We start from the raw sequence: 14,200 nt of genomic DNA, 5'->3' as shown, positions 1-14,200 counted from the left end.
TTGCCTGGCGGCTTTAGCGCGGTGGTCCCACCTGACCCCATGCCGAACTCAGAAGTGAAACGCCGTAGCGCCGATGGTAGTGTGGGGTCTCCCCATGTGAGAGTAGGGAACTGCCAGGCATCAAATTTAGCGTGCTGATATGGCTCAGTTGGTAGAGCGCACCCTTGGTAAGGGTGAGGTCCCCAGTTCGACTCTGGGTATCAGCACCACTTTATACTTAGGTTAAAGTTCGGCAAGAAGTAAAAGAATTTGTCTGGCGGCTTTAGCGCGGTGGTCCCACCTGACCCCATGCCGAACTCAGAAGTGAAACGCCGTAGCGCCGATGGTAGTGTGGGGTCTCCCCATGTGAGAGTAGGGAACTGCCAGACATCAAACAAGTAGAAAGGCCATCCGAAAGGATGGCCTTTTTGCGTTATGCCCTCAGCTAAACCAATTTCCTTATCAGATATTCCAACGAGTGCCGTTAATACCTTACTGACGTATTAAAGCGTCTTAACCCAGCTATAAATGAATTCACGGAATGCATAATGCTTACTCGCAGCAGCGTTAAATCAATTCAGTGATTCAGACTGAGGTTGTATAGGTAAGGAAATAGGGCTATAAAAAAACAGGATACTGAATCTAAAAATTATCTGATGATATCTGAGAGGGGAAATATACATCCCTTTGATTAGATAAAATAAAAGCGCGGCGATGGCCGCGCTTTTAAAAGTATTATTTAGTCAGGGCGACAATACCGAGAGTCAGGCCAGCTATTGCTGCGGCGCCACCGGCAATCGCACCTGCTGTTTCCCAGTTATCCTGGGTAGTCCCCTTCATACAGGTATTGGTGTGAACCAGTCGCCCCTGATCGTCGTATACCGGTACACAGGGAGAGTCGTGCGCGCAACCAGCAAGCAGCGCAGCGAGGAGTGCAACGGAAAGGAATCTTTTCATGATGTTACCTCAATATGATCGCTTATTCGCTTAAGAGCCGATGCGGCAATTTACGAATTGATGATTATTTTACCACCGCACTAATACCATACAGCACGGGGAATAATCTCAAATTGTGTGGATTGTAAAAATCATGGAGAAAAAAGAGGGGCGTTGATTATTTATGGAGGAAATGTGAAGAGATGTCTTTTTATTAGAATGCTGACAGGAAATAAAAAAGGCACCAGAGGTGCCTTTATGATTTTCATTAATCCTTATGCTTTGTAAACCGTCTCCGGACAACAACGAAGAAAACAGGAACAAAGAAAATGGCCAGCAGAGTGGCTGACAGCATCCCGCCCATCACGCCCGTCCCGACAGCGTTTTGTGCCCCACTACCTGCGCCACTACTGATGACCAGAGGCATAACACCAAGGATAAATGCCAGAGAGGTCATCAGGATAGGGCGCAGACGCATACGTGAGGCTTCCAGCGTGGCTTCAATAATCCCTTTGCCTTCTTTATCCATAAGATCCTTGGCGAACTCAACGATCAGTATGGCGTTTTTGGCTGATAAACCAATTGTCGTAAGCAGACCAACCTGGAAGTAAACGTCATTGTTCAGCCCACGTATTGATGCAGCCAGAAGCGCGCCGATCACCCCCAGGGGCACAACCAGCATGACCGAGAATGGAATTGACCAGCTTTCATAGAGAGCCGCCAGACACAGGAACACCACAATCAGTGAAATGGCATACAGTGCTGGAGCCTGATTTCCGGAAAGACGTTCCTGATAAGACATCCCCGTCCAGTCGTAGCCAATCCCGGAAGGCAGTTTCGACGCAAGGCTTTCCATCATCTCCATTGCCTCACCGGTACTTTTGCCTGGCGCAGACTCACCGAGGATCTCCATTGATGGCATCCCATTGTAACGTTCCAGACGAGGTGAGCCGTACACCCAGTGAGAGCTGCTAAAGGCAGAGAAAGGCACCATTTCGCCGTTAGCACTACGCACATACAGGTCGTTAATATCTCCTGGTAACATACGGAAGCGAGCATCAGCCTGGACATAAACTTTTTTCACGCGTCCATGATCGATAAAGTCGTTCACATAAGTGCCACCCAATGCTGTTGAGATGGTCTGATTGACATCAGATATGCTCACACCCAGCGCCTGGGCCTTCTCCTGGTCGACATCCAGTTTGTACTGTGGCGTATCTTCCAGTCCGTTAGGACGCACGCGGACCAGTAAGTCAGGATGTTCCCTTACCATGCCAAGCAGTTGGTTACGTGCCTGCGTGAGCTGCGTATGTCCCAGGTTTGCCTGGTCAATCAGTTCAAAGTCAAAGCCTGTTGCGGTACCCAGTTCAATAATGGCAGGGAGGTTAAACGGAAATACAAGACCATCTTTGATCTGGCTAAACGCTTTCGTTGCGCGGCTGACAATCGCCTCAACGCCGTTTTCCTTGCCCGGGCGTTCTTCCCATGGCTTCAGGCTGACGAAAGCGATACCGGAGTTCTGCCCCTGCCCGCTAAAGCTAAATCCGTTTACGGTAAAGACCGATTCAACGTTCGCTTTCTCTTTCGTCAGATAATAGTCCTGAACCTGATCGAGTACCTGCTGGGTACGCATCTGCGTCGCCCCTGCCGGCAGCTGAACCATCGTCATAAACACCCCCTGATCCTCTTCCGGCAGGAAGGAGGAAGGCAGGCGCAGGAACAGTACTGCCATGCCGCCGACGATGATGACGTAAACCAGCAGATAGCGTCCGGTCTTACGTAAAATGCCGCTCACGCTGTTGCTGTAGTGCTCCACGCTCTTATCAAAAAGCGCGTTAAACCAGCCGAAGAATCCACCTTTCTTTTCATGATGGTCGCTGGAAACCGGTTTGAGCAGCGTTGCACATAAAGCAGGCGTTAATATCAACGCCACCAGCACCGATAAGGCCATCGCGGAGACAATGGTCAGCGAGAACTGGCGATAGATAGCCCCGGTTGAACCTCCAAAAAATGCCATCGGAATAAACACCGCTGAAAGCACCATGGCAATGCCCACCAGAGCGCCCTGGATTTGCTCCATCGACTTCTGGGTCGCCTCTTTTGGCGGCAGCTTGTCCTCAACCATGACGCGTTCTACGTTCTCAACCACCACGATGGCATCATCGACGAGCAAACCTATCGCCAATACCATCCCGAACATCGTCAGGGTGTTAATGGAGAAACCAAACGCAGCCAGTACCGCAAAGGTACCCAGTAGCACCACGGGCACGGCAATAGTCGGAATAAGGGTTGCCCGCAGGTTTTGCAGGAACAAGTACATCACCAGGAACACGAGAACGATCGCTTCAAACAGCGTCTTCACCACTTCATGGATTGAGATCTTCACGAAAGGTGTGGTGTCGTACGGATAAACGACTTTCAGGCCCTGAGGGAAGAAGGGCTGCAACTGCGCCAGTTTACTCTTAATGGCGGCAGCGGTATCCAGCGCGTTTGCGCCAGTCGCCAGCTTGATCCCGAGCCCCGTTGCTGCCTGGCCATTGATTTTGGTGACCATGTTGTAGTTTTCGCCACCCAGCTCAATGCGGGCCACATCTTTCAGGTGGACCATTGAACCGTCCTGGTTCACCTTCAGCGTCACACGGCCAAACTCCTCCGGCGATTTCAGGCGCGTTTGAGCAATAATTGAGGCGTTCAGTTGCTGCCCTGGTACGGACGGCGTACCTCCCAACTGGCCCGCAGCAATCTGGTCGTTCTGCGTTTTCAGTTGGTTAATGACATCCAACGGCGTGAGCTGATATTTATTCATCGCGTTGCTGTCCAGCCAGATGCGCATTGCATACTGCGCACCGAACAGCTGCACATCACCGACGCCGGAAGTACGGCTGATCGCATCTTTTACGTTAGAAGCGACATAGTCGGAGATATCATCCTGAGTGAGGTTTTTATTATCCGACACAAATCCCGCGACCAGCAGGAAGCTGCTGCTGGATTTTTCCACGCCGATCCCCTGTTGCTGTACTTCTTGCGGTAGCAGCGGCATAGCGAGCTGGAGTTTGTTCTGAACCTGCACCTGCGCGATATCAGGATCCGTACCCGACTCGAACGTCAGGGTGATGGTGACGTTACCGGCAGAATCACTGGTGGACGACATGTACATCAGATTGTCGATTCCGTTCATGTTCTGTTCGATAACCTGCGTCACGGTATCCTGGACCGTCTGGGCATCAGCGCCAGGGTAGGTCGCTGTCACCGCAACTGCTGGCGGCGCAATGGTTGGATATTGCGCCACCGGCAGTTTTAAAATGGCCAGCCCGCCCGCAATCATCAGAATGATGGAGAGCACCCAGGCGAAAACAGGCCGTTGAATAAAGAAATTAGCCATCTCGTTATCCCTTAACTGGCTGGAGTCGCGGCGGTATCAGGAATAGCCACGGCGGTGACGCCAGGGCGAACTTTTTGCAGGCCGCTGATAATGACGCGGTCGCCATTTTTCAGACCTTCCGTGATCAACCACCGATCGCCAATCGCCTGCGGTGCAACGACAGTGCGAGATTCCACCTGGTTTTTATCGTTTACCACAAGCACGGTTGCATCACCGCGAGGTGTACGGGTTACCCCCTGCTGGGGAACAAGGATGGCATCAGGCTGTGTGCCTTCGTCAATGCGTGCACGGACAAACATACCCGGTAACAGCATATGCTGAGGGTTAGGGAAGAGAGCGCGAAGGGTGATTGAGCCGGTACTTTCATCTACCGTGACATCAGAGAACTGGAGCGTTCCTTTCAGCGGATAAGGCTGGCCATTTTCCATCAGCAACTCAACGCTGCTGGTGTCTCCCTTTTGCAGGCTCGTCTGCTGCTTCAGACGCATAAAATCGCTGCTGGATTGCGTTACATCGACATAAATGGGATCGAGCTGCTGAACTGTCGCCAGTGCGGTTGACTGACCATTAGTGACTAACGCCCCTTCAGTGACGCTGGATTTGCCAATGCGCCCGTTGATTGGCGATGTGACTTTCGTATAAGCAAGATTGATCCGCGCGCTCTCAACGCCAGCTTTCGCGGCAACGACGCTTGCATCCGCCTGCTGGGCGGTTGCCACCGCCTGATCATACTCCTGCTTGCTCACATATTGCGTACCGACCAGCGGAAGGTAACGTTTTACCGTCAGATGGGCTATGTTTGCCGCCGCCTGCGCTTTTACCAGTTCACCTTTCGCATTGTCGTAGGCTGCCTGATAGGTGGCCGGATCGATCTGATAAAGTGATTCACCCGCTTTGACGTCGCTGCCTTCGGTAAAATTACGGTGCAGAATGATACCACTTACCTGGGGACGAACCTCCGCTACACGATAAGCGTCAGTTCTGCCTGGCAATTCCGTCGTTACGGCCAGTGGCGCGCTTTTGACAATATGAACACTGACCTGAGGAGCTTGCCCATGCTGCTGTGGGTTTTCTTGCCCATCGCACCCGGCGAGCAGTGCAGCACAGACAATGAAACCGGATAAGGGTAAGCGTCTGAAGTGATTCGTCATTACTGTTCCTTAAACTACCCTTGAACCGATATATGCCATAAGTCGGTGAAAGGGTGTGAGGCAAAAAAAGAAATGTAGCTGCGTATAATAATGAGGGTATTCAAGGTTTTTTAATTTATAAGTGCTGATGGAGGCAATAAAAAGCAAAATCAGATTCTGAACCAGTGTATTCGAAATCCGGCTTCTGTCAGGATAATCAACGGAATACTTATGAGTAAATACAAACTATTTATTTAATGAATTTGATTCGCTCAATTTATTCGTATGAATTATAAATTAAATGAATTGACTTTTTTTGTGCAAAACTAAAACGGGTTATGGTGAATACTTTGACTTACACGACCCTTTAATAACGTTTGATGTCGTATCAACCGTATAAGTAATGAGTAGCAGGCTATGGCGCGTAAAAAGAAAGAAGAGGCTCAAAAGACCCGGCAGCAGCTGATTGAAGACGCTATCGGGCTATTCGCGACACGTGGCGTGGCTAATACCACGCTTACCGACATCGCCGATGCTGCTCAACTTACTCGCGGGGCGGTTTACTGGCATTTTTCGAGTAAAGCGGAAATATTTAACGCCATCTGGGAACAGCAATTGCCGCTGCGTGAAATGATTCGTGACAGGTTAATACTTTCTGAAAAAGATGACCCTTTGTTAATGCTTCGTGAACAGTTTATTGTCGCGCTGCAATATATTGCGAGCGAGCCACGCCAGTATGCTCTTTTACAAATTCTGTATCATAAGTGTGAATTTCATGACGATGTGATTTCAGAATGTGAAATACGCAAGCGGATCGGTTTAAACGATACTTATCTTCGCAGGACGTTGAGACAATGCGTTGCGCGTAGCATTATTTCTTCCCAAACTAATATTGAACTGGCGCTGATTGTTTTCCACGCATTTTTTAGCGGAGTCATTAAAAACTGGTTAATGGATAGCAACAGTTTTAATCTGTACAAACAGGCGCCGGCGCTGGTGGATAATATTCTTGCGACACTAAATATCACTCGAGTGGCGCCAGTGTTCTACGATACAGCCTCATGATTGCATACGGGATGGTGACATCTCCCCGTGCTGGCACTGTTCCATAATAGCCTGCGCGGTAATCGGTTTGCCCAGCAGATAACCCTGTAGCGTATTGCATCCCAGTTCTGTCAGAAAGGTCTGCTGCGCTGCGGTTTCGACCCCTTCTGCCACGACCTTCAGATTCAGCGTTTTTGCCAGGGCGATAATCGCCGAGACGATCGTCGCATCTTCACTCTCTCCACTTAACTCTTTTACAAAAGCACGATCGATTTTCAACTCGCAGGCAGGGAGTCGCTTAAGATAAAGAAGGCTTGAATAACCTGTACCAAAATCGTCTATCGAGGCTTTTACGCCCGCATCCGTCAGCGCTGTCAGGACACGAACGCTTTCGTCCGGATTGCTCATCGCCGTGGTTTCGGTCACCTCCAGGATCAACATGCCGGGCGGTACGCTATGGCGCGTCAGACAATCGAGAACCGTTTTAACCAGCGACGGCTGTTCGAACTGCAACGTAGAAAGATTCACCGCCATTGACCAGTCCGTGTGGCCCTGAAGGTGCCATTCTCGCAGCTGGCGGCAGGCCTCGTCGATTACCCAGTTTCCAATTGGAATAATCAGCCCGGTTTTCTCTGCAAGCGGTAGAAACAGGTCGGGGGGCAGTAATCCCTGTTTGGGATGCTGCCAGCGTAACAGCGCTTCGAATCCGATGACCGGCCCGGCAGGGGCGTGGAATTTAGGTTGATAAAGCAGACGTAACTCATTACGGTCGATGGCCTGCCACAGATCATTCATCAGCTGAAGATGCGTCTGCGCCAGCGTATTCATTGACGGCTGAAAGAAGTGATAACCGTTACGACCCATATGTTTCGTGTGGTACATCGCAGCATCAGCGTTAAACATCAGTTCACGATCGGTTTTGCCATCGTGTGGATAGAGCGCAATGCCAATGCTCAGGGTGACCATCAGTTCGTAAGGATCGAGATGGAACGGGCTATCAATGACACGTACCAGTGAATTTGCCAGTGAGGCAGCATCATCCGGGGTAGTGGTTTCGGCCAGCAGGACGAATTCATCCCCACCGATACGCGCCAGCGTGTACTGACCTTTCAACTGCAACAGCAAACGCTGAGTCACCGCAACCAGAAGCTTGTCACCGACATCATGACCATAGGCATCGTTGACGGTTTTAAAGCCATCAAGATCCATAAACATCAGCGCGAAAGGGCTTCCTTCGCGATCGGCCTTGCTGATGGCCTGATCGAGGCGATCCTCAAGCAGAATACGATTGGGTAAGCGCGTCAGCGTATCATGCAACGCCAGCTGAGCGAGTTCACGGTTAGCTTCTGCCAGTGATGAGGCCAGCAGCGAGGTACGAGCCTGAAGGCGGGCATCGAACATCGACACCAGCAGCGTAATCCCCAGAATAGCGAGCGCGACCACGCTAACCAGTATCGCCAGCCAGCTCCCGTTAATACCATGATGGTGGACCATCGTCGACATTGGAAATTGTGCTGCTTCCATGCCGGCGTAATGCATGCCAGCGATAGCGATGCCCATGGTGATCGCCGCCCCCAGACGCATCAACGCCATTCGTGCAGCTTCCTGACGTAAACGGAACGTCAGCCAAAGAGCGGCCAGTGAAGCGGCAAGGGCTATGCCCACAGAGATAGCCATCCACGTTTTATCCCAGACAATACCCGGAGTGACCTCCAGGGCAGCCATACCGGTGTAGTGCATGGTAACTATGCCTGCACCCATCACGACGGCGCCAGGCAGCAGTCGGCGCAAATGTAGCTGCTCGCCGCTAACGAGCCACAGGGCGAACATTGACGAGCTGATGGCGATAATCATCGAAAGCACGGTCAGGGTCGCGTTGTAACTCATGCTCATGGAAAGATCCATCGCCAGCATACCGATGAAATGCATCGCCCACACGCCAATCCCCATCGAAACACCGCCACCTGCCAGCCAGACGCGTGCAGCGACGCCCTGGCTTCCGGCAACGCGCGCAGCCATATTCAGCGCGGTATAGGCGGCAAGAATGGCGACAATAAAGGAGATGACGACGAGGATTTGGTTGTATTGGCTAACCAGCATGGTCTGTTCACTCGTTGTGAGACGTTAAGCAAGAGCGGTTGGAAAGGGCACAGACATTATCATCGTCAGGAAATGACGAAAAGTGATTTAAGCCCCTGTTTTTATTGGGTGATAACAGAGGGGTACAGGATGGAAGAGGCTAGTCCAGCTCTGAGCAGTTGACCAGTTTTAGCGGGTTCACGGAATTCATATTGCGACATTTATCGGTTTCGGTGCTCATCAGTTCAATCCACTGCATCAGCAGCGCATCGAAAATGAAAACAGAGACAGCAAAAACGACCAGCCACCAGTATTTACGAATCATGTGTCATTCCGCGAAAAGAGAGCCTGTAAGGTGGTGGAAATATACACGAAAAGCGGGCGTTGAAAAGTGGGGAAGGAGAAGGTTTACAAAGCGTTGACGGTCGCTCATCCGTGCAATAAAAAAGGCGCTTCCCCATGCCGAAGAGCGCCTTTTTAAACAAGCAGTTAGCTAATCGAAATTAGTTCATGCCGTATTTTTTCAATTTCTTACGCAGGGTACCACGGTTGATGCCCATCATCAGGGCAGCGCGGGTTTGATTACCACGGGTGTATTGCATCACCATGTCCAACAGTGGCTGTTCAACTTCAGCCAGTACCAGCTCATACAGGTCATTAACATCCTGACCGTTCAGTTGAGCAAAATAGTTCTTCAGTGCCTGTTTAACCGAGTCACGCAGGGGCTTTTGAGTCACCTGATCCTGAGAGTTAACGGTAGAAACGGTCAGTACGTCAGAATTTACGCGTTGTTCGAACATAGTTCTGTCAGCTCTTTATTTCATTACGCAAGATTTTCGAAGTATGCCTCCAACGCCTCCAGCTGTTCGCTGGCATCCTCAATGGCGTTGAATGTGCGCCGAAACTGGTCATTTGGAGCGTGCTCCTGGAGATACCAGGATACGTGTTTACGCGCAATTCGGTACCCTTTTGCCTGGCCGTAGTGGTCATGCAGTTCCCGAACATGCGAACAAAGCAAGCGCTTAACCTCTGCCAGAGGCAGCGGGGCAAGCAGCTCCCCAGTGTCCAGATAATGCTGGATTTCCCGAAAGATCCAGGGTCTTCCCTGAGCGGCACGTCCTATCATCAGAGCATCAGCTCCCGTATAGTCGAGCACAGCTCTGGCTTTAAGCGGGTCAGTTATGTCGCCATTCGCGATAATCGGAATGGAAACTTTCTGCTTAACTGCCCGAATGCTGTCGTATTCAGCTTCACCGTTGAACAAACAGGCGCGAGTGCGTCCATGAATGGTCAGGGCCTGAATGCCACAGTCTTCGGCCAGTTGGGCAATCTCTACACAGTTACGGTGTTCCGGCGACCAACCCGTGCGAATCTTCAACGTAACAGGAACGTCCACTGCGCTGACAACCGCCGTCAGGATTGACTTCACCTGGTCGGGGTATTGCAGAAGGGCTGAACCTGCAAGCTTGCGATTCACCTTTTTGGCCGGGCAACCCATATTGATATCAATAATCTGGGCGCCACTTTCCACGTTAATACGCGCGGCATCTGCCATCTCTTCAGGCACGCTTCCGGCAATTTGCACGGTGCGGATACCTGGCTCATCCACGTGCACCATCCGAAGGCGGGACTTGTCGCTTTCCCAAACCTGCGGGTTAGACGACATCATCTCGGAAACGGTTAATCCTGCTCCCATCTCGTAGCACAGCGTCCTGAACGGCCGGTCGGTAATACCTGCCATTGGGGCTGCGATCAGGCGATTTCTAAGCTGGTGGTGTCCGATGCGCATGAGTTAAGAAATGACCATACTGTGACTGCAAGGCGGCGTATATTACGCATTTTTTGCACGAGATGAAAGGCCAAACTTTGAACAATCCTCTGTTGTAGATCAAGGAATCGCCAGTCATTCTTTTCGGATAAGATTATTCGCTATTTAAATCATTGTGTTATGAAGAAATGAACATTTTGTGGGCGCTTACAATTTCCCGTAACTTCTCATCATTTCTGAATAAATGAATCAATTGGCCGGGATAATCTGCTGCGATATGCAGCAGATTATGGCGCTTCTTTGCGATCTGCGTCGCATTTCAGCACAGGATATCAGCGCAAAAAATCGGCTTATTCAACAACCAGACGGCCATGAAGCGGCTGAACCGGGCGGCTGTTTTCGTGGTGCATAGTGTGAGTGAATTTTTGCAGCTGTTCAGCAGAGACGGTCAGCGGATGCTTGAGCACCAACCATGTCACCCCTTCTGAGCACGGTGGCGTGGTCAGGGAGCCGCTAAAACGCCAGTAGGTTTTATCCGCAGGCAGTAATTTATTCATATCGAGGGTTGGCTTAATTGTAACGTTCTGGTCAACCTGTCCTGGCATCACGCCCCAGAGTTTATCCAGCTCAGTGTTTGCCGCGCCCTGATCGAACATAACGGCAACGACCGTCAGTTCGCCGTCAGCGTTTTTATGGACCAGATGCATTTCCATTGCGTATTTTTTACCGTGCACCGTGTTTTCGGATGGTGCATGGAAATGGAACTGCTGTAACGTCCAGCGCTGTTTATCAAGCGTGATGCTGTCGCGTGTATCGGCATTTTCACTCGCCTGGATAGTATGGCCGTTGTTTGTCAGAATGACCGGGCCGTCGATATAGTGCGTTTCCAGCGGAGAGATGTGGGCTTTGACCGTGTTGTCTATGTTGACCGGCGACTGATACATTCCGCTTTTACACGTCTTGTACGCCTCGTCCAGTTCGCCCCAGTGTTCCGGTGCGCCTTCTCCCTGATAGCTCCAGTGTGATGCGTAAGCCGTAGCCGAAATCATGCTCAGCGCCAGCAGCGCTGCCTTACCTGAAATGTGTTTCATCGTATTCTTCCTGTGAATTTTATTATCCAAATCAATGATTAACATTATGATTTGTGCGGTTATTTTATCGAAGAAAGGATGAAGGGGGGAGAAAAAACCGAAGGGAAAAGGCGTGGTCAGACGACCACGCCAAAGACTTATTTTTTACGACCGGTGATGCGACACCACTCTTCTTTCTCGACAACCGGGTCGAGCGCAAAGAGATCGGCGTAGGCTTCACAGACGCTGTCTGCCTGGCTGGCAAGGATACCGGACAGGCCCAGCAGACCGCCTTCAACCGGCAGCACGCTGATTAACGGCGCCAGCTCGCGTAACGGGCCAGCCAGGATATTCGCGACCACCACATCCGCTTTCATGGCCTCTGGCTGTGCATCAGGCAGATACAGTTCAAGGCGATCGGAAACACCATTACGCTCGGCGTTATCACGGCTGGCCTGAATCGCCTGCGGATCGATGTCGATCCCGATGGCTTTTGCCGCGCCCAGTTTCAGCGCCGCGATAGCGAGGATCCCGGATCCGCAACCGAAGTCGATCACGGTTTTGCCTTCCAGATCCAGGCCATCCAGCCATTGCAGGCACAGGGAGGTTGTCGGGTGGGTACCGGTGCCGAACGCCAGACCCGGATCCAGCATTACGTTGACCGCATTTTCATCGGGAACGTCGCGCCAGCTTGGGCAGATCCACAGACGCTGACCAAACTGCATTGGATGGAAGTTGTCCATCCACTCGCGTTCCCAGTCTTTGTCTTCCAGCTGTTCGATTTTATGCGCGAAACCCGCGCCCAGCAGCGGATGGTTTTCCAGAATCGCCACGACCTCTTTCATGTCGGTTTCTGCATCGAACAGGCCGATAACGTCCGTATCACCCCACAGGCGCGTTTCGCCTGGTAGCGGCTCAAAGACCGGCGTGTCATGCGTGTCCTGGAACGTGATAGAGACCGAACCGGCCTCCATCAGCGCATCACTCAGTTCTTCGGCGTTCGCGCCGGTTGTGTTCAGTTTCAATTGGATCCACGGCATGGCAAAACTCTTTATTTATCAGTAGAAATCAGGGTGGCGGGTGGAACGGGACGGCCAAAACGGTTACCCACCACAAACGCCAGTAAACTTAACAGTAACGAAGGCACGATCGGGTGAAAGCCAAGATACTGAATTTTCAACGTGGCGAGAACGGCATACAGGACGCCCCCGACAATCATGCCGCTTAATGCACCCGCGGCATTCGCGCGTTCCCAGTACAGCCCCAGCACCAGCGGCCACAGGAAAACGGCTTCCAGCCCGCCAAAGGCGAGCAGGTTCAACCAGATGATCATCTCCGGTGGACGCCACGCGGCCAGCAGCAGCAACGCCCCCAGCACCAGGGTAATCACCGCCGACATGCGCTTGAGGCGTCGCTCATTTTCGACCTGTTCAGGGCGCAAATTCAGATAGAGATCTTTAATGATCGTAGCGGAACTTTGCAGCAACTGAGCGTTGATGGTCGACATAATGGCCGCCATGGGTGCGGCGAGGAAAATTCCGGCGGCAAACGGTGGAAGTACTTTCACCATCAGGGTTGGAATGACCAGATCCGGTACGGTAAGGTCAGGGATCACCGCGCGTCCCAGCGCGCCCGCCAGGTGCATACCAAACATCAGGATTGCCACCACAATTGTCCCGATAATAATCCCGCGGTGTACCGCTTTGCTGTCTTTATATGAGATGCAGCGCACGGCGGTATGCGGCAGGCCAATCACGCCAAAGCACACCAGCACCCAGAACGAGGTCATAAAGGTTGGAGAGAGGATGTCATCCGCCCCCTGCGGCGAGACCAGTTTCGGATCGATCGCTTCCAGGGTTTCAACCGCATGGCTCAGGCCCCCTGCGGCATGCACGATACCCACCAGCAGAACGAGAGTGCCAATGAGCATCACCATTCCCTGCATCGTATCGTTCAGAACGCTGGCACGGAACCCGCCAAACGCGGTGTACAGCGCGATACTCACACCGAAAATGACCAGACCCGTCTCGTAGGGGATCCCGGCTGCCGTTTCCAGCAGACGTGCGCCGCCGATAAACTGCACCGTCATCGCACCAATAAACGCCACCAGCAGACTCAGGCTTGCCAGCCATACCAGCAAGCGACTCTGATAGCGGGCAAACAGCATATCGTTCAGCGTCACGGCATTGTAGCGACGGGCCAGAATGGCAAACTTTTTACCCAGTATGCCCAGAGAGAGCCAGATGGCAGGCAGCTGGATCATGGCCAGCAGTACCCAGCCCAGTCCGTACTTATAAGCGGCGCCCGGGCCACCGATAAACGAGCTGGCGCTGATGTAAGTAGCGGTCAGCGTCATGGCCAGCACGACGCCCCCCATTGAGCGGCTCCCGAGGAAATACTCGTTCAGAAAGGTACCGGTTGAACGTTTACGCATCGCATAAACCGACAGGCCAAACACCAGGAACAGGTAAGCGACAAGCGGCAGAATGACTTCAAGCTGCATCATCGTCCTCCAGGGAGATATCGCGATAGATGAATTTCACCATCGCCCAGCACAGCACAATAAACACCAGCGGCAGCAGCAGGCAGGCCATTTCAAACCAGTGCGGGAGGGCGGTAATGCCAATCGCTGAATCAGGTAAGTAAGCAGTTACTAACCATGCAGCGAGATAGAGAAGGGTCAGCCACAGCGCCCAGCGCGCTTCTTTATGGGCCTGAACAAAACGTTTGTCCATTTTTTGTCCCTTGTGGATGAAGAAAGCGGGGATTGTACATGATGGGGCTTTGCGATCCCCAGAAATAAAAAAGGCCG

The 14,200-nt window shown here is 51.9% G+C and carries 12 protein-coding genes, 1 tRNA gene and 2 rRNA genes; 4 read left to right on the top strand and 11 right to left on the bottom strand.

The genetic code is table 11. The annotated features are described in order from the left end of the window. The first annotated feature begins 3 nt into the window (after positions 1 to 3). The 3 genes from rrf (C3451_RS21240) (at position 4) to rrf (C3451_RS21230) (ending at position 368) form a co-directional block, all read left to right on the top strand. Positions 4 to 119: ribosomal RNA gene (gene rrf, locus C3451_RS21240) — 5S ribosomal RNA — on the top strand. 14 nt (positions 120 to 133) lie between these two features. Further along, positions 134 to 209: transfer RNA gene (locus C3451_RS21235), tRNA-Thr, on the top strand. 43 nt (positions 210 to 252) lie between these two features. Further along, positions 253 to 368 (top strand): 5S ribosomal RNA (gene rrf, locus C3451_RS21230). Positions 369 to 714: 346 nt separating this feature from the next. On the opposite strand, the gene C3451_RS21225 is transcribed toward rrf (C3451_RS21230), so the two are convergent. The 3 genes from C3451_RS21225 to C3451_RS21215 form a co-directional block, all read right to left on the bottom strand. Further along, a complete protein-coding gene (locus C3451_RS21225) occupies positions 715 to 936 on the bottom strand; it encodes a lipoprotein (RefSeq protein WP_003860364.1) in 222 nt (73 codons plus the stop codon). 247 nt (positions 937 to 1,183) lie between these two features. Beyond that, positions 1,184 to 4,297, bottom strand: a complete 3,114-nt coding sequence (locus tag C3451_RS21220) for an efflux RND transporter permease subunit (protein WP_022649576.1) — start codon at positions 4,295 to 4,297, stop codon at positions 1,184 to 1,186. Between the two features lie 11 nt (positions 4,298 to 4,308). Continuing rightward, positions 4,309 to 5,448, bottom strand: coding sequence for an efflux RND transporter periplasmic adaptor subunit (locus C3451_RS21215; protein ID WP_022649575.1), 1,140 nt, complete (start codon positions 5,446 to 5,448; stop codon positions 4,309 to 4,311). 396 nt (positions 5,449 to 5,844) lie between these two features. On the opposite strand from C3451_RS21215, the gene envR reads away from it, so the two are divergent. After that, positions 5,845 to 6,492, top strand: coding sequence for an acrEF/envCD operon transcriptional regulator (gene envR, locus C3451_RS21210; protein ID WP_124304402.1), 648 nt, complete (start codon positions 5,845 to 5,847; stop codon positions 6,490 to 6,492). Here envR and C3451_RS21205 read toward each other — a convergent pair. The 8 genes from C3451_RS21205 to C3451_RS21170 all read right to left on the bottom strand — a co-directional run bounded on the left by C3451_RS21205 (position 6,487) and on the right by C3451_RS21170 (position 14,123). Then, positions 6,487 to 8,571: a bifunctional diguanylate cyclase/phosphodiesterase gene (locus C3451_RS21205; RefSeq protein WP_045622129.1), complete on the bottom strand. Its 2,085-nt coding sequence runs from the start codon at positions 8,569 to 8,571 to the stop codon at positions 6,487 to 6,489. The genes envR and C3451_RS21205 overlap by 6 nt on opposite strands. A 139-nt stretch (positions 8,572 to 8,710) precedes the next feature. Next, the gene (locus C3451_RS21200; RefSeq protein WP_003860373.1) at positions 8,711 to 8,875 is read right to left on the bottom strand and encodes a DUF2556 family protein; all 165 of its coding nucleotides are present in this window, start codon (positions 8,873 to 8,875) and stop codon (positions 8,711 to 8,713) included. A 178-nt stretch (positions 8,876 to 9,053) separates the two neighbouring features. Next, on the bottom strand, positions 9,054 to 9,350 hold the full coding sequence (gene fis, locus C3451_RS21195) for a DNA-binding transcriptional regulator Fis (protein ID WP_000462905.1): 297 nt from the start codon (positions 9,348 to 9,350) through the stop codon (positions 9,054 to 9,056). 23 nt (positions 9,351 to 9,373) lie between these two features. Continuing rightward, positions 9,374 to 10,339 carry a tRNA dihydrouridine synthase DusB gene (dusB, locus tag C3451_RS21190; protein WP_006812176.1) on the bottom strand — a complete coding sequence of 322 codons (966 nt, stop codon included), beginning with the start codon at positions 10,337 to 10,339 and terminating at the stop codon, positions 9,374 to 9,376. 329 nt (positions 10,340 to 10,668) lie between these two features. Further along, positions 10,669 to 11,409 (bottom strand): carbonic anhydrase family protein, encoded by a 741-nt coding sequence (locus C3451_RS21185; RefSeq protein ID WP_038416814.1) that lies wholly within the window; start codon positions 11,407 to 11,409, stop codon positions 10,669 to 10,671. 137 nt (positions 11,410 to 11,546) lie between these two features. After that, positions 11,547 to 12,428 carry a 50S ribosomal protein L11 methyltransferase gene (gene prmA, locus C3451_RS21180; RefSeq protein ID WP_022649571.1) on the bottom strand — a complete coding sequence of 294 codons (882 nt, stop codon included), beginning with the start codon at positions 12,426 to 12,428 and terminating at the stop codon, positions 11,547 to 11,549. Positions 12,429 to 12,439: 11 nt separating this feature from the next. Further along, the gene (panF, locus tag C3451_RS21175; RefSeq protein WP_022649570.1) at positions 12,440 to 13,891 is read right to left on the bottom strand and encodes a sodium/pantothenate symporter; all 1,452 of its coding nucleotides are present in this window, start codon (positions 13,889 to 13,891) and stop codon (positions 12,440 to 12,442) included. Continuing rightward, a complete protein-coding gene (locus tag C3451_RS21170) occupies positions 13,881 to 14,123 on the bottom strand; it encodes a YhdT family protein (RefSeq protein WP_124304401.1) in 243 nt (80 codons plus the stop codon). Before C3451_RS21170 ends, panF begins: the two co-directional genes overlap by 11 nt. Between the last annotated feature and the right edge of the window lie 77 nt (positions 14,124 to 14,200).

The sequence above is a fragment of the Enterobacter sp. 301B genome (assembly GCF_003850715.1).
Classification (GTDB): domain Bacteria; phylum Pseudomonadota; class Gammaproteobacteria; order Enterobacterales; family Enterobacteriaceae; genus Enterobacter; species Enterobacter intestinihominis.
Note: the sequence above shows the minus strand (reverse complement) of the source record. Positions and strands in the feature narration are given on the sequence as shown.

Coding starts and splice junctions, on each gene's coding strand:
- C3451_RS21170 (WP_124304401.1), bottom strand. CDS start 14,123: ATGGACAAACGTTTTGTTCAGGCCCATAAAGAAGCGCGCTGGGCGCTG.
- C3451_RS21205 (WP_045622129.1), bottom strand. CDS start 8,571: ATGCTGGTTAGCCAATACAACCAAATCCTCGTCGTCATCTCCTTTATT.
- C3451_RS21215 (WP_022649575.1), bottom strand. CDS start 5,448: ATGACGAATCACTTCAGACGCTTACCCTTATCCGGTTTCATTGTCTGT.
- envR (WP_124304402.1), top strand. CDS start 5,845: ATGGCGCGTAAAAAGAAAGAAGAGGCTCAAAAGACCCGGCAGCAGCTG.
- prmA (WP_022649571.1), bottom strand. CDS start 12,428: ATGCCGTGGATCCAATTGAAACTGAACACAACCGGCGCGAACGCCGAA.
- C3451_RS21185 (WP_038416814.1), bottom strand. CDS start 11,409: ATGAAACACATTTCAGGTAAGGCAGCGCTGCTGGCGCTGAGCATGATT.
- dusB (WP_006812176.1), bottom strand. CDS start 10,339: ATGCGCATCGGACACCACCAGCTTAGAAATCGCCTGATCGCAGCCCCA.
- C3451_RS21225 (WP_003860364.1), bottom strand. CDS start 936: ATGAAAAGATTCCTTTCCGTTGCACTCCTCGCTGCGCTGCTTGCTGGT.
- C3451_RS21220 (WP_022649576.1), bottom strand. CDS start 4,297: ATGGCTAATTTCTTTATTCAACGGCCTGTTTTCGCCTGGGTGCTCTCC.
- C3451_RS21200 (WP_003860373.1), bottom strand. CDS start 8,875: ATGATTCGTAAATACTGGTGGCTGGTCGTTTTTGCTGTCTCTGTTTTC.
- fis (WP_000462905.1), bottom strand. CDS start 9,350: ATGTTCGAACAACGCGTAAATTCTGACGTACTGACCGTTTCTACCGTT.
- panF (WP_022649570.1), bottom strand. CDS start 13,891: ATGCAGCTTGAAGTCATTCTGCCGCTTGTCGCTTACCTGTTCCTGGTG.